Genomic DNA, 26,239 nt, shown 5'->3' with positions numbered 1-26,239 from the left:
AATTCCCGCCATTTAATCACCGCCGTAAAAGCCGGACAGTTTTAGAAATTATATTTCACGCCAAATGTTACGGTGGTATCACTGTAACCTTTACTGCCGACCTGTTGGCCGACATTGCCCCACATATTGAGGCGGTTGGTGAGATCCCCTTCAAGACCCAGTTTCATCTCCGCAACGTTACCTGCGCCGCCCTGTTTAAAGGTATGGCTACCGGTGGTTTCATGGGACATTTTCGCAGCAAAGTCTTTGCTGTTATGAATCCATGTGGCTTCGATATACGGTTTGAATTTCTGAGATTGCGCCTCTTCTTCCTGAGAAGGTTGGGTAAGGAATGCTTTCATACCCAGCCGCGTTTGCACATTGCCGTCACCTTCTCCTGAGACCAGCGTATTCGAGGCTTCTCTGTGATCATCCGCTTTTACGCCCATCCAGATAGCCTGCGCTTTCGGCTGGAGGTAGAAGTTATAATGCTCACTTGCACCGGCAAAGAAGGTATATCCGGTTTCAAGTGAAGCAGTGAAGCCTTTTGAGTCGTATTTCTCCTGAGCCAGTCCCTCACCATTCACTTCGTTTTTAAACCAGCTGTATTGCAGCCAGCTATCCACGTAAGCACCGGTATGAGCCTTCTCATCAGCAAACCATGTTCCGTAGGTACCCACGCTGTAACCTTTCGCTGAGCCTTTAGAACGGCTGCCTGAACCCGACGTTATGGTGTTATTGCTGCTATTGGCATAGCCCGTCATCAGCCCTACGCGCCACAGATCGTTTTCGTTGCTGCTGAAGCGGAAAACGTCGCCACCCAACTGCGTCACAAAACGATTATCCTGCGTTTTAAAGGTCCCGCTGGAATCACGAGAGCGGTTGTGGCTGCCGGTGGTACGCAGCCACATTGAGGTCGCTTTCTTCTCACCCGTCATCGCATCGGTATACCAGGTTTCTCCTGAACGATTCTCGAGGCTGGTATTGAACATGGTATTCGCCGCCGCGAGGTTTGCAATATAACTTCCCGCTTCCGGACGATCCGGGTTCTCGGTGCGCAGATACCAGTCGCCGTCGGACGGATTCGTCACCCCACCCTGATACAGTTTATAGTCATACGCGCCTGCAACCACGCGGCCTTCCAGCTCGAAGTTAGCGCCAGATTTTCCTGAGATATCAATAATTCTGATACCGTTATTGGTATAAGCTCCCTGTCCACCAATATTGTTGACTTTAATGCTGCTGACTCCGCTGGTATCCCCGTTAATCACCAGACGGTCCGTCGTACTCTCGTCCCCGGCAAGTACGGTATCAAAGATAATCCGGCTGCCTTTCTGTCCAACGTAGTTACCGTTGACAGTAAAGTCTGCGTAATTATCTCCGGTTAGCGCGTGGGACATGATCAGACGGCCGGCGTTATCTACATTCCCCGAGACACGCCCGAATCCACCGAGCGCACCATTTTCCTGAATGGTCACGTTACTGTTAAGAACAACCGGAACCTGCGTATTGCGGGCTCTGGCCCGGGTATCAGCAACGTAAATCGTTTGCCCATCCTGATTTTTCACCGTGCCTTCACCCAGCTGGATAATGCCATTTTCGATAATGGTGTTACCCGCCGTTACCACATTTTCAAGCAACTTCAGCGTACCGCTACCCTGTTTAATCAGCTCACCGCTGCCGCCGATCAGGTTTTTCAGGCTCCAGTCATTGGCCACATCCAGAATTAATTTGCCGTCATTACTTACGCGTCCGGCTCCCAATTGCTCTGCCTTGTTGGCGGCAAGCGTGGTGTCCCCTGCCAGAGTAAATGCTCCGGTGTACTGCGCGTTGTTACCGCTCAGTTGAACCGTTGCCTTGTTCTGCAACTGCAGGTTACCCGCCTCGCTCAGGCTATTGGCGAAGGTACCCTGAGCGCCGTTAAGCGTCAGCGTGCCTTTGTTGGCAATATTTCCGGAACCCAGCCCTGTGACATCTGCCAGCACCACGCTGGCGGCGCTGCTAATCGCGGTATTACCGGTAAATGAACGGTTTGCCTGGCTGACGTTAAGCGTGCCCGCAGACAGACTCAGCTGACCGGCCCCCGTAAGAAGCCCATCGACCTGACCACCATTTTTAATTGTGACGTTACCGCCATTAAGATTAAACCGGCTGTCAGCCTGGGCATTTAACTGACCAATGGTCTGACGGGTACCATTGATATCCACCTGCGTGCCGCCGGACATCGCCAGCTCTGAGGTTAAGCCCAGAGCATTGCTGGCTTCAAGCCGTAAGCCACCCTGGCGCAACAGCGTCGCGCCGGTATAGTCATTATTGCCATTGCTTAAAGAGAGGATTGCGCCATCGGTTAAGCCCTCAATAGCCAGGTCGCCACTACCGGAAATCTTCGCCGACATGCCGTTGGATTGCAGAGCATTGTTTGCTTCCAGAGCCTGTAACCTGAGCGCATCGACGCCTTTCGCAAGCAGATCAATCGCTTTAAGGCCGTAGTTAACATAAAGGCCATCCTGACGGGTACCCGTAGTTAAGCCATAGTCGAACGATCCCACGGCTGATGGTGCGCTGGCCCCGTCATTGGTCAGCCCGGCCTGAACAGATTGGGTTATCGGCTGGCCGTTCGCATCCGTCAGCGTCAACTCCTGCCCGCTTCCTTTGGCATCACCGCGCGCTAAATCGACGATAATTTCCCCTTCATCGAGTTCTAACAAGGACTTACCTTCAAGCCCTGGCGTGACGTTCGCCGGAAGATTCACCTGCACTTCACCGCCGCCGGTCACATCGATGCTGCCCGCCTCAATGACTCCCTCAGAGACAAATTGCCCGTTATTATCAACAATGTTATCGAACTTCAGCGTGCCGTTATTCAGGGTCAGCCCACCGATTTTCTGCACGCCATCAGACACATTAACCAGACCATTTTCAGAAAGCGTCAGGTTAGCGTTAGTGAGCGCGAGGGTATTGCTATTGCCTAATATCAACCCGGTGCCGGACAAATCGACCTTACCGGCGAATGCCGTGCCTGCTGCTTCACCAAACGAGAACAGCGGACCACCTGACGTCACATTCAGCGCGCCATTACCTGCAAGCGCGTGATCAAAGCGATTCAAACCGGAAAGCGTTAATGCGCTATTGCGGTTAATGTTCACGCCAACAGCCTTATCAAGCTGGTAGCCAACGCCGAATGTAACATTCGCCTCATCGGCAAGAGTCAGCACACCATTTCCGGCTACTTTATTGCTAAATACTCCCTGATAGCCTGACAGGACGAGCTTATCAAAGGCACCCGCAAGCGAGATGCTGGCGTTTTTCCCCAGCTGGCTCAGCGAGCCCACCGTCAATGCACTGTTACCGTTAAGCGCATAGCTTCCTGTGAAGCCATCGTTATTTCCGGTAAGTTGCACATTTGCACTGTTCGTCAGCGCAACAACGCTGTCCTGCACGCCAGACAACGCATTTCTGATTGCACCGCTCAGCCCGTTCATCACTAAAGACGCACCGCTTTCATCCAGATTAACTCCGGCTTTATCTGCGCCCAGATTATTCGACTGAGTGATGGTTAACGACCCATCCCTACTAACGTGATGCTCACCGGTAAAGGTGCTGTTACCATTTAGCGTGGTCGCCGCATTAACATTCACCCGCCCATCACCGCTCAATGCATTTCCGAGCGTTAAGCCAGCCGCATTCAGATTCAGTGAGCCATCAACGCCGACTTTACTGCTGCCAAGGTTACCTTTATCGCTAAGCGTAATGGATGCTCCACTATTGATTGAGGTATTACCTTTAAGATTGTCATTCGCGCCAGAAATGCTCAGGTCACCACCGGCTACGGTGATCGCGCCCTCACCTTTTAATCCGTCGTCAGAGCCAGACTGGCCGCCGTTGCTTAACACCAGTTCACCGTTATCCAGTGAGACCGTGCCGCTGTTATTCAATACCCCGACGGTCTGTTTAAAACCGTTTAAGGAAGTGGTCGCCCCTTGTTTAATAGTTAGCTCAGAGGTCTGGCCCAACGCATTGTCAGCCCCTAACAGCAACGCCCCCTGATTCACCGTCGTAACACCCGTGTAGCTGTTTTTACCGTTAGCGAGGGTTAATGCCCCGTTCGATGCATTGATATTCAGGCCACCTTTGCCGGATAACAACGCATTTAAACTCTGGTTAGAACCTGCTTCACCGGTTTCCAGCAACAGCGCATCAGTACCATCAGTCACTAATTCAAGCGCCGTCAGGCCATACTTAATATACAGCCCGGTATCATCACCGTTGTTACTGGTCAGGCCGTAGCTATAGGTGGCATTAGCAACCGTTTTATCGCCCTGAGTAATGGCAGAGAGCACCGCCTGATCGCCTGAGATAACCGGCGTACCGTTAATGCTCAAATTTATGTTGTTAACATTACCGGTCACCGCCCCGGCATTCACCAGCGTCATCAGCACCTCGCCTCTATCCTGGTCAAGAATCGAGACACCCGGTGCCGCTGGTACGCCAACGTTTTCCCACTCGGCATCACCGGTCACAGCAACATCGCCGCTGTTCAGCGCCAGCGTTTCAGCATTAATAATGCCATTCGCTTTTGACTGTGGTGCATCGACTTCGAATGCCAGCTTACCGCCGTTAACATCGATATCTTTCAGCGACCTGTCGGTACTGCCAACATTAGTGATGCTGTCCCGGCCCAGAGTCAACGCCGCATTAGCCACGGCTGTTACGTTATTTTGATTAAGATTGAAGGTGCTATCTTGCAGAGTGACACTACCGGTAAATGCTCCCCCGGTATTCGCCCCGAAGTTAAACGTCTGATTTCCGGCATTCACATTCAGCGAACCGTTACCGCTTAGCGCCTGATTAAACTCGGCTACATCGGACAATTGCAGCTCGCTGTTATTGTCGATGCTCATGGCGATATCGGATCCGATATTCGCCATGCTGTTCATCGCCACCAATGAACCCCCGGTCAGCGATATCGTCCCCTTGCCAGCGACCTGATTAGCAAAATCACCGCGGTATTCTGAGAGGTTTAAAGCGTCACCTGCGGCTTCCAGTGACACGCTGGCCTCTTCACCAAGCTGGCTGGTAAAACTGGCCGTCAGGCTACTCTCGCCGCTAACGTTATAGGTGCCTTTAAACGCGTCATTATCGCCGGTCAGAATAGCGCCGGAGCCCTTGGTGACATTAATTTGGCTACCGGAAACGCCAGAAAGCGACTGGCCAAGCTCACCATTCAGGGCATCAAATACCAGCGCAGAGCTTGCATCCTGCAGGGCGACATTTGCCTCACTACTCCCCAGGTTGGCAGCCTGAGATATCGTCAGCATGCCGTTACTATTAATGCGGTGTGTTCCTTTGAACGAACTCTCTGCGCTAAGCGTCACGTTGCCATTAGTATTGATATCGCCAGTGCCCCTCAGAACGTTTACCAGCGTCTGGTTAACGTTCAGATTCAGCATCCCGTCGACGGCTACCTCGGCGTTACCCAGCGTACCGCTATCGCTGAGCGTGAGGGTTCCCGCTTCATCAATCAACGTGGTACCAGCAAGCCCTGCGTTCGCCTGTGATATCGCAAGCTCACCGCCGGACACCACCAGATTGCCGTTACCGGTAAGTCCGCCTGCCACCGTAGAGGCTCCGCCGTTATTCAGCGTCAGCGTGCCGTCGCCAATATCGACCACTCCCGTATTATTGAATTCGCCGGTTTTGCCTGTGGTGTCGTCTTTATTAATCGTCAACGCACCATCCGCACCCACCTTAATCGTACCGGCATTAATCAGCGCCCCCAGGGACTGGGATTTACCGTTGAGATCAAAGAGAGTATTAGCAAGCGCGCTCAGTTGTGAGGTGTTCCCCAGCGCATTATTACTTCCGGCGACCAGGGTTCCGCTCTTAATGAGTGTGCTGCCGGTATAGTCATTTTCCGTATTACTCAGCGTCAGACTTTCGCTATTGGCATTAAGCGCAAGGTTACCGTTACCAGTAATTTGGGCAGTAAAGGTTTTTGCCGCTTCGGAAGTATTGGCAGTATTAAGTTCCAGGGTCTTATCAGCGAGCAGAGCCAGTTTCACCAGCCTCGCCACTACGCTTAAGCCGCTGTCAGCGCTCAGGGCAAAATTATAGAAGCCTTCAGCCACCGTCGCGCCACTCTGAATAACACCCACTTCGGTATTGTTCGTCAGCGAATTGCCATCCAAATCCTGTAATGAGAGTTTTGCCAGCTCCTCAGCGCTCAACGCCTTACTGTTCACCAGCACGCGCGATTCGCCGTTGCTTTGCTCCAGTAAGTTATCGCCCAGCGACAGGTTGTTTTGCACCTGAATGATGCTGCTATCGGTCACATCCAGCGAGCCGGATTCAATATATCCATCGGAAGTAAACCTGGCCGTACCGCCACCCAGCGTCAGACCACCAATAGCCTGCGGATCCACATCGACACTCACCGTCGTGCCGCCGCCAACATTCAGGTTGGCATCAGTCAGCGCCAGGGTATTGTTGCCGGACAACATAAACTGCGCATTACTGAGATTTACCTGACCGGCAAAGTTGTTTCCGGTGTTGTCGCCAAAGTTAAATGCCTGGTTTCCTGTCGCGACATTAACATTCAGCGCGCCGCTCCCGGTAAGCGCCTGATTAAACGCATTAAGACCCGCCAGAGTCAGGGCACTGCCGTCAGCAATATTCACCCCGATATCCGACGCAAGATTGCCGGTACTGTTCAGGGTGACATCCGCGCTGTCGCTCAGCGACAGCAGGCCCGTGCCGCCGACCTGGTTGCCAAAGGCGCCGCTGTAGCCCGCCAGGTTCAGGGTGTTACCCGCGCCGCCAAGCAGCACGCCTGCATCCGCGCCGAGATTATTCGCGCTACCCACGCTCAGCGTGCTGTCGCCGCCGACCGAATAGGTGCCGAGGAAGTTGCTGTTGTTGCCGCCCAGCGCCGCCTCGCTGCCGCCGCTCAGGCTGACGGTGCTGCCCGCCACACCGGACAGCGCATTGTTAATCGCTCCGCTGAGCGCATTCAGCACCAGCTGCGAGCCCGCGCTGCTTAATGAGACCGTGGCCGCGTCACTGCCGAGGTTGCCCGCTTTCGAAATCGTCAGCGTCCCGTCCGCACCCACGTTGTGTAACCCGCTGAAGGTGTTGTCCGCACTCAGGGTGACGTTAGCCCCGGTGTTGATGTTACCACCGCCGCTCAGCACGTTCGCCAGCGTCTGGTCCGCGTTCAGGTTCAGCGTACCGCCGCTGGCAATGCCAACCGCCGCGCTGCCGAGCGTTCCGGTATCCGTTAAGGTTACGGCCGCGCCCTGATTAATCGTGGTATTACCGGCAAGACCGGCGTTAGCTTTGGAGACAGCAAGCTCGCCGCCCGATACCACCAGGTTGCCGTTGCCGGTCAGCCCGCCAGCGGCGCTGGAGCTGCCGCCGTTCGTCAGCGTCAGCGTGCCGTCGGTAATATCTACCGTACCGCTGTTCGCCAGCGTTTCCACCGTCTGGCTATGACCGTTTAACAACGTTGAAGCTCCCTGATAAACCTCAAGCTGCGAGGTATTACCCAGGACGTTGTTATCACCCAGGATTAACTGTCCGTTTTTCAGAATGGTGGTACCACTGTAGCTGTTATCGCTATTGGAGATAGTCAGCCCATAATCGCCGCCTTCGATGACTAATCCACCGCTACCGCTCAGGAGTGAACGAAGTTCCTGAAGATCGCTACGGTTGTCCTCAACCTTAATCAGCAATCCTTTGTCACCATCAGAAATCAAATCCAGCCCGACCATGCTGAACTTCACATATAGCCCCGGATCGTCGGCCACACTGCTATCTGATAACCCAAAGTTATAGTATGCAGTTGCTGCCGTTTCACCGTCCTGGGTTATGGTTTCTGAAATACGCTGATCGTGGGTAACCACCAGGACATCATTAATTTTTAATGCAATATCTTTTAACTTGCCGGTTAAGATATCGGCGTCGACTAATGTCATCAGAACATTGCCGTAGTCCTGGGCGAGAATAGGCATCAGTTTTAAATCATCAGGCCCGTAGTTCTCCCAGCTATTTCCACCATTTACGGCAATCGTGCCGCTATTCAACGCCAGATTGTCTGTCTTAATCGTGCCATCTGCTGCGCTTTGCGGCCCGACAACACTGAACGCCAGCTCTCCACCATTGAGATTAAGGTTACCGACGGTAGTGTCACTCTCTCCCACATCTGAAAGGCTGCCAGTATTCAACGTCAGGGTAGCGTTGCCCAATACCCCACTGTTATTTGCAATATCAAAGGTGACATCGTTGAGCATAATGTTGCCGCTAAACGCACTTCCGGTACCGGCGCCAAAATTAAAGCTCTGATCATTGCCGTCGACAATAAATGCCCCACTACCGCTCAGCAGTTGATTAAAATCGGTGAGTCCCGCCAGAGTCAGGGCGCTGCCGCCAGCAATATCAATCCCGATATCCGACGCAAGATTGCCGGTACTGTTCAGGGTGACATCCGCGCTGTCGCTCAGCGACAGCAGGCCCGTGCCGCCGACCTGGTTGCCAAAGGCGCCGCTGTAGCCCGCCAGGTTCAGGGTATTGCCCGCGCCGCCAAGCAGGACGGAAGCACTACCCGCGCCGAGATTATTTGCGCTGCCCACGCTCAGCGTGCTGTCGCCGCCGACCGAATAGGTGCCGAGGAAGTTGCTGTTATTGCCGCCCAGCGCCGCCTCGCTGCCGCCGGTCAGGCTGGCGGTGCTGCCCGCCACACCGGACAGCGCGTTGTTTACCGCCCCGCTGAGCGCATTCAGCACCAGCTGCGAGCCCGCGCTGCTTAACGAGACCGTGGCCGCTTCACTGCCGAGGTTGCCCGCTTTCGAAATCGTCAGCGCCCCGTCCGCGCCCACGGAGTGTGATCCGCTGAAGGTGTTGTCCGCACTCAGGGTGACGTTAGCCCCGGTGTTAATGTTACCCCCGCCGCTCAGCACGTTCGCCAGCGTCTGGTCCGCGTTCAGGTTCAGCGTACCGCCGCTGGCAATGCCAACCGCCGCGCTGCCGAGCGTTCCGGTATCCGTTAAGGTTACGGCCGCGCCCTGATTAATTGTGGTATTACCGGCAAGACCGGCGTTAGCTTTGGAGACCGCAAGCTCGCCGCCCGATACTACCAGGTTGCCGTTGCCGGTCAGCCCGCCAGCGGCGCTGGAGCTGCCGCCGTTTGTCAGCGTCAGCGTACCGCCGGCAATATTCACCGTGCCGGTGTTGGCCAGCGCGCCGCTGGTCAGTGCACCGTTCTGACCGGTGGTGATCTGGCCTGCATTACTCAGCCCGCCCAGCGTCTGCGACTTGCCATTGAGGTTAAACGCCGTACCGGCAAGCGTGCTCAGCAGCGAGGTATTCCCCAGCACATTGTTGCTGCCCGCCATCACCGTGCCGCTGTTGATTGTCGTGCTGCCGGTATAGTCGTTGCCGATGTTATTCAGCGTCAGCGTATCGCTACCGGCATTCAGCGCCAGGTTACCCGCTCCGGTGATCAGCGCGCTGAAGTTCTTCGAGGTGGCCCCCGCGGTATCCAGCGCCAGCGTTTTGCCCGTCGCCAGCGCCAGCTTAACCAGCTGCGCCGTGACGCTCAGGCCGCCGCCGATGCCCGACAGGTCGTAGTTGTAGGTCCCGGTCGCCGCCGTGCCATCGCCCTGGTCAATCGCCACCTCCACGCCGGTTTTAATCGCCTGGCCCTGGGCATCCTGCAGCGTCAGTTTTGCCAGATCTTCCGCGCTCAGCGTATTGCTGCTGCCGATCAGCCTGCGCTGCGTGCCGTCATCCTGATCCAGCAGGTTTCCGGTGGTGACATCGTCCGGAGTCACCCGGATGGTGCTGTCCTGCGCCACCGCCAGCGTGCCGCTGGTGATGCTGCTGCCGTCGGTAAACTGCGTGGTGCCGCCGTCAAGCGTCAGGTTACCCACCGCCTGCGCGCCCGCGCCCACGGTCACCGACGCCCCGCCGCCGACGCCAAGCGTCGCCGACTTCAGGCTGGCGGTATTGTTGCCCGTCAGGCCAAACTGGCTGTTGCTCAGGTTAACCCGCCCGGCAAACGCATCTCCGGTGTTGCTGCCGAAGGTAAAGCCCGTGCTGCCATTGATGTTCAGCGCACCGCCGCCGGTCAGCGCCTGATTTATCCCGCTTATGGCCGCAAGCGTCAGGGCACTGCCGTCAGCAATATCCACCCCGATATCCGACGCAAGATTGCCGGTACTGTTCAGGGTGACATCCGCGCTGTCGCTCAGCGACAGCAGGCCCGTGCCGCCGACCTGGTTGCCAAAGGCGCCGCTGTAGCCCGCCAGGTTCAGGGTATTACCCGCGCCGCCAAGCCGGACGGAAGCACTACCCGCGCCGAGATTACTCGCGCTGCCCACGCTCAGCGTGCTGTCGCCGCCGACCGAATAGGTGCCGAGGAAGTTGCTGTTATTGCCGCCCAGCGCCGCCTCGCTGCCGCCGGTCAGGCTGACGGTGCTGCCCGCCACACCGGACAGCGCGTTGTTAATCGCCCCGCTGAGCGCATTCAGCACCAGCTGCGAGCCCGCGCTGCTTAACGAGACCGTGGCCGCTTCACTGCCGAGGTTGCCCGCTTTCGAAATCGTCAGCGCCCCGTCCGCGCCCACGCTGTGTGACCCGCTGAAGGTGTTGTCCGCACTCAGGGTGACTTTGCCGCCGGTATTGATCGCCCCGGCACCGCTCAGCACGTTCGCCAGCGTCTGGTCCGCGTTCAGGTTCAGCGTACCGCCGCTGGCAATGCCAACCGCCGCGCTGCCGAGCGTTCCGCTGTCGCTCAGGGTTATCGTCCCGCCCGACCCGATAGCGGTGTTTCCTGCCAGGCCCGCATTGGCTTTGGAGACAGCAAGCTCGCCGCCCGATACTACCAGGTTGCCGTTGCCGGTCAGCCCGCCAGCGGCGCTGGAGCTGCCGCCGTTTGTCAGCGTCAGCGTACCGCCGGCGATATTCACGGTGCCGGTGTTGGCCAGCGCGCCGCTGGTCAGCGCACCGTTCTGGCCGGTGGTGATCTGGCCTGCATTACTCAGCCCGCCCAGCGTCTGCGTGTTGCCGTTAAGGTTAAACGCCGTACCGGCAAGCGTGCTCAGCAGTGAGGTTTTCCCCAGAGCATTATTGCTGCCCGCCACCACCGTACCGCTGTTGATTGTCGTGCTGCCGGTATAGTCGTTACCGGCGTTATTCAGCGTCAGCGTATCGCTACCGGCATTCAGCGCCAGGTTACCCGCTCCGGTGATCAGCGCGCTGAAGTTCTTCGAGGTGGCCCCCGCGGTATCCAGCGCCAGCGTTTTGCCCGTTGCCAGCGCCAGCTTAACCAGCTGCGCCGTGACGCTCAGGCCGCCGCCGATGCCCGACAGGTCGTAGTTGTAGGTCCCGGTCGCCGCCGTACCATCGCCCTGGTCAATCGCCACCTCCACGCCGGTTTTAATCGCCTGGCCCTGGGCATCCTGCAGCGTCAGTTTTGCCAGATCTTCCGCGCTCAGCGTATTGCTGCTGCCGATCAGCCTGCGCTGCGTGCCGTCATCCTGATCCAGCAGGTTTCCGGTGGTGACATCGTCCGGGGTCACCCGGATGGTGCTGTCCTGCGCCACCGCCAGCGTGCCGCTGGTGATGCTGCTGCCGTCGGTAAACTGCGTGGTGCCGCCGTCAAGCGTCAGGTTGCCCACCGCCTGCGCGCCTGCGCCCACGGTCACCGACGCCCCGCCGCCGACGCCAAGCGTCGCCGACTTCAGGCTGGCGGTATTGTTGCCGGACAACATAAACTGCGCATTGCTGAGATTTACCTGACCGGCAAAGTTGTTTCCGGTGTTGTCGCCAAAGTTAAATGCCTGGTTTCCTGTCGCGGCATTAACATTAAGCGCGCCGCTCCCGGTAAGCGCCTGATTAAACGCATTAAGACCCGCCAGAGTCAGGGCGCTGCCGCCAGCAATATCCACCCCGATATCCGACGCAAGATTGCCGGTACTGTTCAGGGTGACATCCGCGCTGTCGCTCAGCGACAGCAGGCCCGCGCCGCCGACCTGGTTGCCGAAGGCGCCGCTGTAGCCCGCCAGGTTCAGGGTATTACCCGCGCCGTTCAGCAGGACGGAAGCACTACCCGCGCCGAGATTATTCGCGCTGCCCACGCTCAGCGTGCTGTCGCCGCCGACCGAATAGGTGCCGAGGAAGTTGCTGTTATTGCCGCCCAGCGCCGCCTCGCTGCCGCCGGTCAGGCTGACGGTGCTGCCCGCCACACCGGACAACGCATTGTTAATCGCCCCGCTGAGCGCATTCAGCACCAGCTGCGAGCCCGCGCTGCTTAACGAGACCGTGGCCGCTTCACTGCCGAGGTTGCCCGCTTTCGAAATCGTCAGCGCCCCGTCCGCGCCCACGGTGTGTGATCCGCTGAAGGTGTTGTCCGCACTCAGGGTGACATTAGCCCCGGTGTTAATGTTACCCCCGCCGCTCAGCACATTCGCCAGCGTCTGGTCCGCGTTCAGGTTCAGCGTACCGCCGCTGGCAACGCCAACCGCCGCGCTGCCGAGCGTTCCGGTATCCGTTAAGGTTACGGCCGCGCCCTGATTAATTGTGGTATTACCGGCAAGACCGGCGTTAGCTTTGGAGACCGCAAGCTCGCCGCCCGATACCACCAGGCTGCCGTTGCCGGTCAGCCCGCCAGCGGCGCTGGAGCTGCCGCCGTTTGTCAGCGTCAGCGTACCGCCGGCAATATTCACCGTGCCGGTGTTGGCCAGCGCGCCGCTGGTCAGTGCACCGTTCTGGCCGGTGGTGATCTGGCCTGCATTACTCAGCCCGCCCAGCGTCTGCGACTTGCCATTGAGGTTAAACGCCGTACCGGCAAGCGTGCTCAGCAGCGAGGTATTCCCCAGCACATTGTTGCTGCCCGCCGCCACCGTGCCGCTGTTGATTGTCGTGCTGCCGGTATAGTCGTTACCGGAGTTATTCAGCGTCAGCGTATCGCTACCGGCATTCAGCGCCAGGTTACCCGCTCCGGTGATCAGCGCGCTGAAGTTCTTCGAGGTGGCCCCCGCGGTATCCAGCGCCAGCGTTTTGCCCGTCGCCAGCGCCAGCTTAACCAGCTGCGCCGTGACGCTCAGGCCGCCGCCGATGCCCGACAGGTCGTAGTTGTAGGTCCCGGTCGCCGCCGTGCCATCGCCCTGGTCAATCGCCACCTCCACGCCGGTTTTAATCGCCTGGCCCTGGGCGTCCTGCAGCGTCAGTTTTGCCAGATCTTCCGCGCTCAGCGTATTGCTGCTGCCGATCAGCCTGCGCTGCGTGCCGTCATCCTGATCCAGCAGGTTTCCGGTGGTGACATCGTCCGGGGTCACCCGGATGGTGCTGTTCTGCGCCACCGCCAGCGTGCCGCTGGTGATGCTGCTGCCGTCGGTAAACTGCGTGATGCCGCCGTCAAGCGTCAGATTGCCCACCGCCTGCGCGCCCGCGCCCACGATCACCGACGCTCCGCCGCCGACGTCAAGCGTCGCCGACTTCAGGCTGGCGGTATTGTTGCCCGTCAGGCCAAACTGGCTGTTGCTCAGGTTAACCCGCCCGGCAAACGCATCTCCGGTGTTGCTGCCGAAGGTAAAGCCCGTGCTGCCATTGATGTTCAGCGCGCCGCCGCCGGTCAGCGCCTGATTAAACGCATTAAGACCCGCCAGAGTCAGGGCGCTGCCGCCAGCAATATTCACCCCGATATCCGACGAAAGATTACCGCTGCTGTTCAGGGTGACATCCGCGCTGTCGCTCAGCGACAGCAGGCCCGCGCCGCCGACCTGGTTGCCGAAGGCGCCGCTGTAGCCCGCCAGGTTCAGGGTGTTACCCGCGCCGTTCAGCAGGACGGAAGCACTACCCGCGCCGAGATTATTCGCGCTGCCCACGCTCAGCGTGCTGTCGCCGCCGACCGAATAGGTGCCGAGGAAGTTGCTGTTGTTGCCGCCCAGCGCCGCCTCGCTGCCGCCGGTCAGGCTGACGGTGCTGCCCGCCACACCGGACAACGCATTGTTAATCGCCCCGCTGAGCGCATTCAGCACCAGCTGCGAGCCCGCGCTGCTTAACGAGACCGTGGCCGCTTCACTGCCGAGGTTGCCCGCTTTCGAAATCGTCAGCGCCCCGTCCGCGCCCACGTTGTGTAACCCGCTGAAGGTGTTGTCCGCACTCAGGGTGACGTTAGCCCCGGTGTTGATGTTACCACCGCCGCTCAGCACGTTCGCCAGCGTCTGGTCCGCGTTCAGGTTCAGCGTACCGCCGCTGGCAATGCCAACCGCCGCGCTGCCGAGCGTTCCGCTGTCGCTCAGGGTTATCGTCCCGCCCGATCCGATAGCGGTGTTCCCCGCCAGGCCCGCATTGGCTTTGGAGACAGCAAGCTCGCCGCCCGATACCACCAGGCTGCCGTTGCCGGTCAGCCCGCCAGCGGCGCTGGAGCTGCCGCCATTTGTCAGCGTCAGCGTACCGCCGGCGATATTCACCGTGCCGGTGTTGGCCAGCGCGCCGCTGGTCAGCGCACCGTTCTGGCCGGTGGTGATCTGGCCTGCATTACTCAGCCCGCCCAGCGTTTGCGACTTACCATTAAGGTTAAACGCCGTACCGGCAAGCGTGCTCAGCAGTGAGGTTTTCCCCAGAGCATTATTGCTGCCCGCCACCACCGTACCGCTGTTGATTGTCGTGCTGCCGGTATAGTCGTTACCGGCGTTATTCAGCGTCAGCGTATCGCTACCGGCATTCAGCGCCAGGTTACCCGCTCCGGTGATCAGCGCGCTGAAGTTCTTCGAGGTGGCCCCCGCGGTATCCAGCGCCAGCGTTTTGCCCGTCGCCAGCGCCAGTTTAACCAGCTGCGCCGTAACGCTCAGGCCGCCGCCGATGCCCGACAGGTCGTAGTTGTAGGTCCCTTGTGCAACCGTATCGTCATTTTGAGTTATCGCAATCAGAGCGCCATTCCCCAGTGCTTCTCCCTGGGCGTTTTGCAGCGTCAGTCTGGCAAGTTCTTCCGACGACAAGCTATTGCTGCTGTTAATTAGCTTTCGCGAGATCTCTTCATCCTGATCCATCAGATTGCCGGGCATTACCTCGCCGGGCGTGACCTGAATTACACTGTTATCAGTAATATCGAGATTATCGGTGGCAATATTGCCTGAGGAAAATACGGTTGTTCCGCTGGCAAGCGTCATATTGCCGATAGTCTGCGTACCAGCACCCACGCTGAGCGTCGAGCCATCGCCAACATTGAGGGTTGAATCTGTCAGAGCGGTGGCGTTATTGCCCGAAAGACCGAACAGTACATTAGTCAGATTGACCGTACCGGCATAGGCGCTGCCGGTATCAGCGCCGAAATTAAATGATTGCTTATTATTGTTAATATTCAGCACGCCATCGCCGCTAAGCGCCTGGTTGAAGGTGTTTAAATTTACCAGGCTGAGTTCACTGTCATCGCCAATATTAATACCAACGCCTGCCGCCAGTAGATCCGCGTTATTCAAGGTCACATTTGAGGTATCGGTCAGGGACAGAATACCGGTTCCGTTCACCTTATGATTAAATACACCGCCGTACCTGGCCAAATTCAGCGCATTACCCGTTCCGCCAAGCAGTACCGAAGCATTACTCGCTCCGAGATTATTCGCTTCGCCAATCGTCAGCGTGCTGTTTTCATTAACGGCATAAATCCCGCGGAAATTGACGTTATTACCTGCCAGCGTGGCATTGGCCGCGTTGTTTAAGGTTACGGTGCTACCTACCGTGCCGGACAAAACATTTCTGATAGCGCCGCTTAGCCCATTTAATACAAACTGCGAGTCAGCATCACTCAGGTTGACGGTTGCCGCTTCGCTACCTAAGTTAGCGGATTTGGAAATGGTGAGTTCGGCACCTTTGCCGATGGTATGGGTACCACTGAAGGTATTATCTGCACTGAGAATGACTTTGCCACCGGTGTTGATCGCCCCACCACCGCTCAGCACGTTCGCCAGCGTCTGATCCGCATTCAGGTTCAGCGTACCGCCGCTGGCAATGCCAACCGCCGCGCTGCCAAGCGTTCCGGTATCCGTTAAGGTTACGGCCGCGCCCTGATTAATCGTGGTATTACCGGCAAGACCGGCGTTAGCTTTGGAAACAGCAAGCTCGCCGCCCGATACCACCAGGTTACCGTTTCCGGTCAGTCCGCCAGCGGCGCTGGAGCTACCGCCATTATTCAGCGTCAGCATGCCGCCGCCGATATTCACTACACCGGTATTAGATAATATACCGCTAGTAAGAGAACCACTGTTACCAACAATTATCTGACCTGCGTTTGCGAGCGCTCCATCGATCGTCTGGCTTTTACCATTCAGATTAAATGTCGCCCCGGACTTAGTACCCAGCCCGGTTGTCGCTCCCAACGCATTATTTTCACCAGCCACGACCGTACCGCTGTTAATTGCCGTGTTACCGGTATAGTTATTGGTCTGGCTACTCAGCGTCAGTGCGCCCGTACCCGCATTTAACTCCAGATTACCGCTACCGGTAATTTGTGCACCAAATTGTTTTGCCGCATTTTCTGTATCAAGCACCAGCGTTCTGTTTGCCGCCAGCGCCAGTTTAATCAGCTGAGCAGTAACCGTAAGACCGCCCCCACTGCCGGACAAAGCATAGTTATAGGTCCCGTTGGCAACTTCATCGCCATTCTGGCTAATCGCCAGCTGCGTACCATTACCCAGTGCATCGCCCTGTGCATTTTGCAATGTCAGGAGAGCCAGTTGGCCTGCGGTCAAGGTATTGGTGCTGTTGATTATCTTACGCGTGCTGCTTTCATCCTGATCCAGCAGATTCCCTTCCAGAATGCCATCCGCATTGACCTGAACGGCACTTTGCTGCGCCACAGAGAGCGTGCTGGTATTGATATTACCGGTATCGAAAGCCGTGGTTCCGCCATTCAGGGTCATATTCCCGATGGTCTGATCGCTTGCACCTACCGTCACAACACTGCCGCTACCGCTGGTCAACGTGGCGCGCTGTAAAGCCGCAGTATTGGTACCGGATAAGGCCAGTGCCGTATCTTTCAGGCTAACATTACCGGTAAACGCATTACCTGTGGTGCTGCCGAAGTTAAATGCCTGATTAACAGCATTAATATTCAATGTGCCTGCCCCGGTGAGGGCGTTATTCAGGGACGTGAGTCCATTCAGATTCAGCACACCGGATAAAGCGAAGCCGCTGCTGTTGGCAATTTGATCGCCACGGGTAGCGGTGAGTGAAGCACCATTATTAACGCTCCAGCCGCCGGTAAAGGCATTAATACCGGAATTGGCGAGCGTCACAGCAGCACCATTGTTGACGATAATACTGCCGTCGCCGTCGGATACATGGCCGAGAGTTGCGCTGAAGTTGCCGTTATAACCGTTGCCAAACTGCAGCTTACTGCTGTTATCCAGCAACACCGTACCACCGGTAATATTATTCTGCGATGTCAGGGTAAGATCGGTATTCTCACTCAGATTAATATTAGTAAATCCTCGCAACGCAGTATCCGTCTGGAGTGCACTTTGCGAGCGATTCATATTCAGCGTATTGGTCCCGGTACCCGCATCAATCGTACCTAAATATGTATTACTGCCGGTTAAATCATTAAGCGTAAAGGTATCGTTTCCACTTCCGGTGGAAATGGACTTAACCAGCGCACCATTATTAATGGTGACATTATTATTACCGTTGCCGAAAGTAAGGGTGCCGAGGCTTTGCGAGCCTTCTCCCAACACCAGAGAGTTATTGCCATTTCCTGCCGTCAGCGCGCCGTCTAAGATGCCATTATTGGTAAGGGTATGCGCCTTATCGCCAGTAAAGTCGACGGTTCCTTTTACTGTGCCCTGGTTAACAAAAGTCTTGGCAGCATCGCCGGAAAATTTAATCGCTGTGGCACCCGTGGCGTTCAGCGCGACATTACTGCCAATAGTCGTGGTATTAGAGCCACCATCGGCAATAGTCAGTGCCGTTCCATCTGGACTATTTACCGTGATATTCAGCCCCGGATCGGTTAAATCAACGCCGCCGCCGGTCGTTGCCACGCCTACACCTGCGCCATTGACGTTAATTTGCAACGCTTCGCTGTTAAGATTTGAGATGGCAGTGTTAGTCGTCTCAATACCGGTTCCGGTACCGCCAACGTTGATGGTATTACTGCCTTTTTCGCTGCTGAGGAAGTTAATGCCGGCCAGGTTATTGAGCCCAACACGATTATTAATATTTAATACCACATTGCTGAGAGCAACCTTAACGGCATCGGCTTTAGCCAGCATATTACCGCTGCCACCGAGGTTAACGATGAGATCGTTCAGGGTATGGGTTGCGGTATTGGTTGGATTACTTAAGGTTACCGCGCTGGCGGTGCCTGAGGTATTAATTTCCCCTCCGGTCAGATTTAATACCACCTTATCGGTTGCCGAACTCCCAGCGGTAATGCCGGTACCAGAAGTTGCGTTAATCAGGCCAGAATTGGAATCCGTTGCACCTTTGCTCATATCAACATTCATGTTGTTGCCAGATGCGGAGCTGATAGTAATACCCGAAGTTGTTGTAGTGAGAGCCCCGGTATTTTTAATCACCACCTCACCGTTACCATCGTGGACAATATTCATCCCGGTTGCCGCGTCAATATTCGTGGCAGATCGGATATAGATTCCACTGTTGTTAATATTCGTTGTTGCTTTGTCTAAGTCATCATTAAGATATTGGCTTTTGAGAACATTAATACCTATACCGGTCACATTAAACTGCGAACCTTCAGCAAGGTTAAAGATAATGTCACCGGCATTGTACTGGCCATTATTGATAATACTGTGAGTATAGAGAGAGTTGCTAATTCTGTAGTTTTTTCCACCCAAGTTAGTAATGCCGTCACCTGCAAGCTGGGCACCATTAACTCCAGCATAGATAATTTTCGCCCCGGAACCAAATTCTTTGGTGTCTTTATTGTAACTACCAATTTCCAGGCCAACATTATTACCAGTGACGCTGCCAAATACGTTCTGCTTGCTCCATAATTTGAAACTGGAACCATCTTCAAAAGCATATGAATAACCCTGGCCATTTCCATCCCCGGTCGTCAGTTTGGTGTTGGCATCAAGATTAAAAGAAACATCAGAACCGGTTTTGAAAGTTAGCTGGTTTTGCAGTAAGTCATTGGTATTATTCCAAAAAACATAAGAATAGGCATTATTAGCACCCGTACCGTAAAAATCCAGCGTCCCGGTAAAATCAATTTTACTGCCATTTATCCACTGTTTATAAGTTACGCTATTAAATGGATTGCTGGCATTATTCCCTAAAAATGTTCCAACAGTGACTTTGCTATAAATATTCTGGTTGTAGGTATAGCCACGTTTATAATTTGCATCATATCCGTTTAATGTATTACCGGAAGAGCTGGTAGAATAACTGGTACTCGTTCTGCGATAGGCAACCCCATCATTGGCACCTGAACCATAGGTCATTAAGGCCAGCGTCGAATTAGGAATACCCTGGATATTATCAAAGATAACATTCACGTTAGAACCACTATCGCCAACGCTGGCGAAAAAGTGGTTAGCATTATTGGCGGCGGCCGTAGTGGTCAAGTTCGCATTTTTGATTGTAAAAGTAACCTGGTTATCAGCATCGCCACCGCGTACCGCAAAACGATAAGCTTGGTTATTACCGTTACTGATACCGTACTTAGCTGCCCCGCCGTCAAGGGTAATCGCCGTACGGGTACCAAAATCAAATTTAGTGGTATTATTATTTAATCCGGTACCGCCAGGAACATTACTGGCACCTGAATAGAGCGCTCCGTCACGGTAGTCTGCAAGGTTAATATCTGCTGTCAGGGTAATATCAGTACAGTCATTGTTGTTTAATGCGGCGCCTAACTCCTTTGCTGTACCGACTTCGCAGGCATCGGCGGCAAAAACAGGCTGGGCGGCGAATAATCCTACAAGCATAAATGCGTTTGCCAGCCTTTTCGCCGTTTTTCTTTGTGCGCGGCTACCTTGCCCCTGACTGGAAGATTTTTGTTTACCTTTAGCTAACTCGCTGGCGACAACCCATATACCCAGCAATGTATTCCAGATAACCTTGTAAACCTTGTTCATAACGCCCCGCACAATTTACAGAATAAAATTTTCTGTCATAAATTGTAGTCGTTTTATTTACAAAAATAGGAATATTCTTATAAAAAATTAAAGATGTTTAAAATCCATTGATAATTATCATTACAAAAAAATGGCCTGTGATGTTGCCACGCAGCATATGAATGTTAATTCTTACGTAAATCAGCCCCAAGGGTGGCAAGAACGCGGCCGCGCCGCTATCTCGGGCAGCACGGTTTGCGAGGTGAAGCGATTAGCAGGGAGATCTGGCGCATCGTTGCAGGATCTGAGCGACGGAATAAGACGCTGAAGTAAGGGATTTACTACAGGGAGCCTGCGGATTATATGCCGATGATGCGCCGTATTTTTAGCGGAAAGCGTACCCGCCATATGCTTATATTTGATGAAGTGCCAGAGCGGTTTGGCGAAAAGAGAATGAACCAGGATAAACCATGACCCAGTGGCTGCGCAGGTAACCGATGAGATGGTTTCGCTGCTGAAGCTTACAGAGCAATACCTGTCCACTAAGGACAACAAGCAATGATGCCGGCAGTACCAGACCAGGGCGTTTCGTTTTCCGCCGCGCAGCGGCCGGTGACCATCGATTATCCTGCCGCGCTGGCCCTGCGTCAGATGCCCCTCGTTCAGGACGAACTGCCGAAATACCTGTTGGCACCAGAAGTGAGCGCCCTGCTCCATTACGTACCCGATCTGCACCGCAAGATGCTGCTGGCAACACTCTGGAACACGGGCGCGCGTTTTAATGAGGCCCTTGCGCTGACCCGGAGTGATATTTCCCTGGCGCCGCAACACCCCGTTCTCCAGCGTGGCTCGCATCCAGAATCGATGGGGATTACCGTGAAAAACGCCGGTAGACCAGTCCGACCGCATATCGGTTAATACGCTGCTCATTATGCAGAGAGCATCGGCGTACTCGATGCCGGATTTGCACCAATGTTCGGTATCCTGTTCAATCATCAACCCGGCCTGATCGGCATATCGTTTCCTTTTTTCAAATGATGCCACGCGCTGACGCCTCAGGCTGCTATCTCTGGCGCATAATATTGCTGCACAGCGGCAGGCAGAGGGACATTATCGTGACCAGCATGAATGCCCAGGCGAGGCTGTAAAGATGAGCCACGGCACCAATCAGCGCTGGTCCCAGCAGAATGCCGGAGTAGCCAATGCTGGAGATCGCTGCAACGGCCAACGCGCCGGGCATCACTTGCTGCCGGCCCGCCGCGGTAAAGAGAATGGGTACCAGATTGGATAATCCACAACCGATCAGGAAAAAACCAGCCAGCATAATCATCAGGTGTCCGCCGACGATGACGCAGCCATAGCCCAGTGTAGCGATTAGTGAGCTGAAGAGAAAAATCCGAAAGCGGCCAAAGGCCTTGATCAAGCGGTCTCCGGACAGTCGGCCTGCCGTCATGGCGCAGGCAAAAAGAATATAGCCAATACCCGCATGTTGGGCGTTGATGTGATTTTCGCTGGTCAGCAGAATACCGCTCCAGTCCAACATCGCTCCCTCCATAATGTAGGCAATGAAGCACAGGAAACCGAGGAGAATAACAATCCCTTTTGGTAACGCAAACAGCGGAGCGTCGGTGGATTCCGGTTCCCGAAGCAGACGGCCGGCGGTGCGTAGCAGCAGCAACAGGACGCCTGCGATCAGCAGACTTACCGTGAGCAGCGGCGTAAAACCATAGCTCAATAGCAGGCTGGCAATGCCAGAGCCGGCGATACCGCCGATGCTGAATAAGGCGTGGAAGCCAGACATGATAGGGCGCCCAGCCAGTTTTTCAACCCGCACGGCGTGAATGTTGACTACCACGTCCATAGCGCCGATACCGGCACCAAAAATAAACAGGGACGTGCCCAGCGAGGAGGGCTCGTCAGTGAGCACCAGCGCCGGAAGTGTGGCCAGCACCAGCCCCGCAGCGGTAGTGAAAACCAGGCGGCAGCCAAAACGTGCTGCCAGCATGCCAGATAAAGGCATCATCAGCAGGGAACCGAGGCCAAAAGCCAGTAGCACCAGGCCCATTGTGCCATTGTCTGCCATCATTCGGTCTCTGGCCAACGGAATTAAAGGGGCCCAGGCGGCCAGTGTAAAGCCGGCGATAAAAAAAGCCCTTCGCGTTGCCCCGATGGCGTTTGTAAGTGAATAGGATGTTGCATCTTTCATCATGATAGGTACGCGCTCTGCAAACGAAAGTATCCGGCGCTAAGCGCGCCGGATAGGGATGAGCATCAGGCGGAGACCGCCTGTATTGCCCTTAAGGGTGCGATATCATTCAGCGTTTCGATCACTGCGTGTGCCTGATGATAGCGCTCGCTCCCGGACAGTGCGTGCGGCCAGGCATAGACTTGCGTGATGCCGGCTGCTGTGGCGGACTGAATTCCTAAGTCAGTATCCTCAACCACTATTGTCTGTGCGGCGGCGACATCAAGGTGCGCCAGCATGGCCAGATAGGGATCGGGCCAGGGTTTGGTGCGAGTGATATCGTCGCCGGCAACCAGCGGTGGCTCCTGTGGCAGCGCCAGTGTGGCCAGATTAGCCAGACAAATATCCCGCGGCGCGGTAGAGACAAAGCCGAACGGAATACCTCGTTCGCTCAGTCCATGAACGAGACCGCGAATCCCCGGTCGCAGATAGCGAGGCCCCAGCGAGGCCTGATATGCCTCGACAATACGGCGTGTCAGATTGCCATGCTGTGCGGCATCAATTCCGATCTTCAATAGCGTTTCTTCCAGACTGAGGCCGATCAGCTGCTCAGCCGTCACCCCGCGGGTGTGATCAGGAAGCAGCCCGGAGAGGACGTCAAAGTGCAGCTGTTCGCTGTCGACCACTACGCCGTCGATATCGAAAATAACACTCAGTGTGCTCATACCTGTTCCTCCCTTGCCTGGGAACGAATGCGCAGCATCACTTTGCAGCCCGGTTCGGTAATCGGTCGCGGCGTTTTTCCGTCTATGTCGCAGCCGACGGTGGCAAAAGCCTGACGATAGTCATCAAAAGTAAAGTGGTGGCTGACCAGTCTCTCAGCCGGGATTTTTCCGTCGCGGATTAACGCATAGGCTCGTTCAAAACTGTTATTCAGAGAGTCGATCGATCCGATTATCGAGAGGCTTTTATCGGCGATTTTCAGCACGTCCAGGTTTGCCGTTGCGTCTTTCAGCGCAACATTCAGCAGTTTTCCTCCCGGAGCCAGTCGGGCAAAAACGGTTTCAGCGAGATAACCCGTGGTGTCGACGCAGAGATCCAACAGCGCGTCGTTGCCATATTCGCAGGCCATTGCTTCGGCAAAGTCCGTGTACAGGCGGCATCCATCTGGTAAAACACCGCGAGCAAACGCGAGGCGATGGGGGTTTTTTTCCACCATAAAAGCTGTGATGCCGCGCAAGTACAGACTCCACAGATACAGCAGCCCCATTGGGCCGGCACCGATGACGGCAGCGCGCAGGGCGCTGTGCGTGATATTCAATTTATCCACGCCGGTCAGGGTACAGCTCAGAGGTTCAGTCAGGGCGCCCGCTTCAAAGCTGACGTTATCATCCAGCGCCAGCAAGGCACTCTCTTTGGTGCGATATTGGTCGGCAAACGTACCATCGTAAGACACACCGGCTTCTGTGCCGTGTTTTTGCTCACAGTGATTCATATTGCCAATCTGGCACATGCGGCAGGTACCGCAGGAGTAGGTCGGATTGATCACCACCCGATCACCCGGTTTGAAACGGCTGACATCGGGTCCGATCGCCAGGACCGTGCCGGTTGATTCGTGCCCCAATGTGGTACCGGGCACGGCAACCGGGTAGTCGCCGGTGATGATACCAACGTCGGTACCGCATATACCGCAGACTTCAATCGCGACGATGACGTCATCAGCATCAATGCATGAAAGCGAGGGCACTTCAACGGGAGTAATATCCCATACGGCGTTAAATTTCAGGGCTTTCATCAAATGGCCTCCTGCATAGCACGATCCGCGCTTTCCAACGCGGTGAAAGCGAGGTCCAGTTTTTGAATAATTTCGTCGAGGTGACGGCGTTCGCAGACAAGCGGCGGGCGAATCTTAATTGCGCTGCCTTTACCGTAGCGCGATCCCCGAATGATCAATCCCTGGCTTGCAGCCAGCTCAATCGCCTGTGCGGCGATTTCCGGGCTGGGAGTATCAAAACCAAACATGTATCCCAATCCCCGGACGCGGCTGATTAACGGATGCTTTTTCTGCAAACCCAGCAGAGCATTGCGCAGATATGCTTCGTGACGCTGCACATTGTCTAACAGCTGTTCGTCTTCAATGATCGCAATGGTTTCATGCAGCGCCGTCAGCGACAGCGGGTTAGCACCGGAGGTATTAGAGTGCTCATAAGCGGCCAGGACGTCGAGCTTCTCTTTCATCAGGATGCCTCCCGTCGGAATACCGATTCCGCCGGCGCCCTTGGCAAAGACAATTATGTCGGGCTGAAGAGCGTTGGCGTAGCCTGTGCTGGCAAAGAATGTTCCCGTGCGACCAAATCCGGTCTGAACTTCATCTGCAATCAGGACAATGTCATGTCGGGTACAAAACTCGCGGATCTGGCGATAGAACGTTACCGGCAGGACGATATTACCGCCATTACCCAGCACGGGCTCCATGATCAGACATGCCACTTTCCCACTTGAGCCGTAACAGAAAGAATCCTCCAGCTCAGTAATAAATTCTGCACTCGCGCTTTCGGCATCGGCCGCGTCGGCCAGCACGCTATCAGGCGTAGGGATTTTAAATGACCCTTCGATATGGTTAGCAAAATGTGCCAGGCGGAAAGCATTTCCAGAGATGCTTGCCGTAGCCAGCGACTGGCCGTGATGTGAGGCGAATAGTGAGATTACGCCTGAGCGGCCGGTATATTTTTGTGCCATGCGGATTGCTCCTTCTACCGCCCCCGAGCCCGAAACATCCCTCAGCCAAATACGATTAATTCCGACTGGTAAATAGGGTTTTAATTGCGCCAGAATATTTTCTGCCATCGGCTTGGTATAGGCTGAGCTTAAATGCGCACAGCGTTCTATTTGCTCTTTGAGCTTATTTGTCAAGCGCGGATGTGTATATCCAAAAGGCAGATTGAACGTCCCTGAAGCTGCATCAATTAAAATGACTTCGCCATCACGCAAATATGGCCCATCTCCCTTAAAACGGCCGATCATTGCATCGAAGTTATCACGATTATTTTTCATATTAACCATCCCGTATAATTATATTATCAACATTATTCACCTGCAGGGTATGAGGTGTAAGAAGCGGCGTTCTAACCGGATTGCTATTATTTTTATAGCTATATCATTCGTTACACGCTAAGTGTCTTATACTTATTATCAAGCGCAATTTCCCTGAAAGTCCGGATTTAAGGCGGCGAACAATCTTGCTGTTAGCATCGTATTATTCCTGACGGAAAATTGCCCTCTCCAGCATACGTTGATGTTTGACGCCGTGTTGCCGCAGCGTTAACACTGTACTGCTGCGCAATCTGTGCGGCGTGTCCCGCCTTGAGTAGGCGACCGCCAGCGAATATCAACCAACGAAACTAGTTACATTCACTTAACTTTTGATTGCGCATTTTTTCCATCCCCACCCCCTTTTTCACGCTTTGTTTTTTAATAACTTCTTGTATTTGATCATTATGCGATCATAACCACAATTTTGAAAGGGTTTATCGACTTCGTTTACGAAGCGTTTATGTATAATTAATTCTTATTTCTTTAATTATTCTGTTGATTTGTGACTAAGGGGAGGAGAGATAGACTGAACTTGACCCGCCATCTCCAGACAGCTTTTGTATCTTAAGTTAACGATACCCGCTGGCGCCGATGTTCCCTTGGGAGTCGCTTCTCTGACGATGTGATTAAGCTTTATACGCCATTGATCGACAGGGAGTTGATCTGGCGCTGCTGTAAATAAATGGGTGTGGTAAAATTTTTCGACTCCTTTTGCTGGCGGAGCAGCACATGAACCCATTCAAAGGCCGCATTTTCAGCTAAAGCCCTGCGGGCGGTACGCTGGTATTACAAATATGGCATCAACATCGACTTACTATTGGTTTTATCAAATGGTCAGAAATCGAGGCAGATGGGATTACAAGCAATTCAATCCCTACTTCGCCAACTTTGGAAATTTTAATTT

At 54.9% G+C, this 26,239-nt stretch carries 5 protein-coding genes and 3 pseudogenes; 2 read left to right on the top strand and 6 right to left on the bottom strand.

From position 1 onward, the window contains the following. Positions 1 to 41: 41 nt before the first annotated feature. A complete protein-coding gene (locus ACP3TC_RS02325; RefSeq protein ID WP_426817439.1) occupies positions 42 to 20,078 on the bottom strand; it encodes an ESPR-type extended signal peptide-containing protein in 20,037 nt (6,678 codons plus the stop codon). A gap of 130 nt (positions 20,079 to 20,208) precedes the next feature. On the opposite strand from ACP3TC_RS02325, the pseudogene ACP3TC_RS02320 reads away from it, so the two are divergent. Then, positions 20,209 to 20,531, top strand: a pseudogene (locus tag ACP3TC_RS02320) (hypothetical protein). Between the two features lie 84 nt (positions 20,532 to 20,615). Next, positions 20,616 to 20,877, top strand: a pseudogene (locus tag ACP3TC_RS02315) (phage integrase family protein); the annotation flags it as partial. A 32-nt stretch (positions 20,878 to 20,909) separates the two neighbouring features. On the opposite strand, the pseudogene ACP3TC_RS02310 reads toward ACP3TC_RS02315, so the two are convergent. The 5 genes and pseudogenes from ACP3TC_RS02310 to ACP3TC_RS02290 form a co-directional block, all read right to left on the bottom strand. Then, positions 20,910 to 21,053 (bottom strand): annotated as a pseudogene (locus ACP3TC_RS02310) (DUF1349 domain-containing protein); the annotation flags it as partial. Positions 21,054 to 21,120: 67 nt separating this feature from the next. Continuing rightward, complete coding sequence (locus ACP3TC_RS02305) at positions 21,121 to 22,266, bottom strand: MFS transporter (protein WP_426817438.1); 1,146 nt, start codon at positions 22,264 to 22,266, stop codon at positions 21,121 to 21,123. 62 nt (positions 22,267 to 22,328) lie between these two features. Next, the gene (locus ACP3TC_RS02300; RefSeq protein WP_426817437.1) at positions 22,329 to 22,967 is read right to left on the bottom strand and encodes an HAD family hydrolase; all 639 of its coding nucleotides are present in this window, start codon (positions 22,965 to 22,967) and stop codon (positions 22,329 to 22,331) included. Further along, positions 22,964 to 24,037, bottom strand: coding sequence for a zinc-dependent alcohol dehydrogenase (locus tag ACP3TC_RS02295; protein ID WP_426817436.1), 1,074 nt, complete (start codon positions 24,035 to 24,037; stop codon positions 22,964 to 22,966). Before ACP3TC_RS02295 ends, ACP3TC_RS02300 begins: the two co-directional genes overlap by 4 nt. Next, positions 24,037 to 25,296, bottom strand: coding sequence for an aspartate aminotransferase family protein (locus tag ACP3TC_RS02290; protein ID WP_313853840.1), 1,260 nt, complete (start codon positions 25,294 to 25,296; stop codon positions 24,037 to 24,039). Before ACP3TC_RS02290 ends, ACP3TC_RS02295 begins: the two co-directional genes overlap by 1 nt. Between the last annotated feature and the right edge of the window lie 943 nt (positions 25,297 to 26,239).

This window comes from Winslowiella sp. 2C04, assembly GCF_050037805.1.
Classification (GTDB): domain Bacteria; phylum Pseudomonadota; class Gammaproteobacteria; order Enterobacterales; family Enterobacteriaceae; genus Erwinia; species Erwinia toletana_A.
This window is presented reverse-complemented; position numbering and strand designations above follow the sequence as displayed.

Excerpts from the sequence above, each read along its gene's own strand:
- ACP3TC_RS02300 (WP_426817437.1), bottom strand. The coding sequence starts at position 22,967 with ATGAGCACACTGAGTGTTATTTTCGATATCGACGGCGTAGTGGTCGAC.
- ACP3TC_RS02325 (WP_426817439.1), bottom strand. The coding sequence starts at position 20,078 with ATGAACAAGGTTTACAAGGTTATCTGGAATACATTGCTGGGTATATGG.
- ACP3TC_RS02305 (WP_426817438.1), bottom strand. The coding sequence starts at position 22,266 with ATGATGAAAGATGCAACATCCTATTCACTTACAAACGCCATCGGGGCA.
- ACP3TC_RS02290 (WP_313853840.1), bottom strand. The coding sequence starts at position 25,296 with ATGAAAAATAATCGTGATAACTTCGATGCAATGATCGGCCGTTTTAAG.
- ACP3TC_RS02295 (WP_426817436.1), bottom strand. The coding sequence starts at position 24,037 with ATGAAAGCCCTGAAATTTAACGCCGTATGGGATATTACTCCCGTTGAA.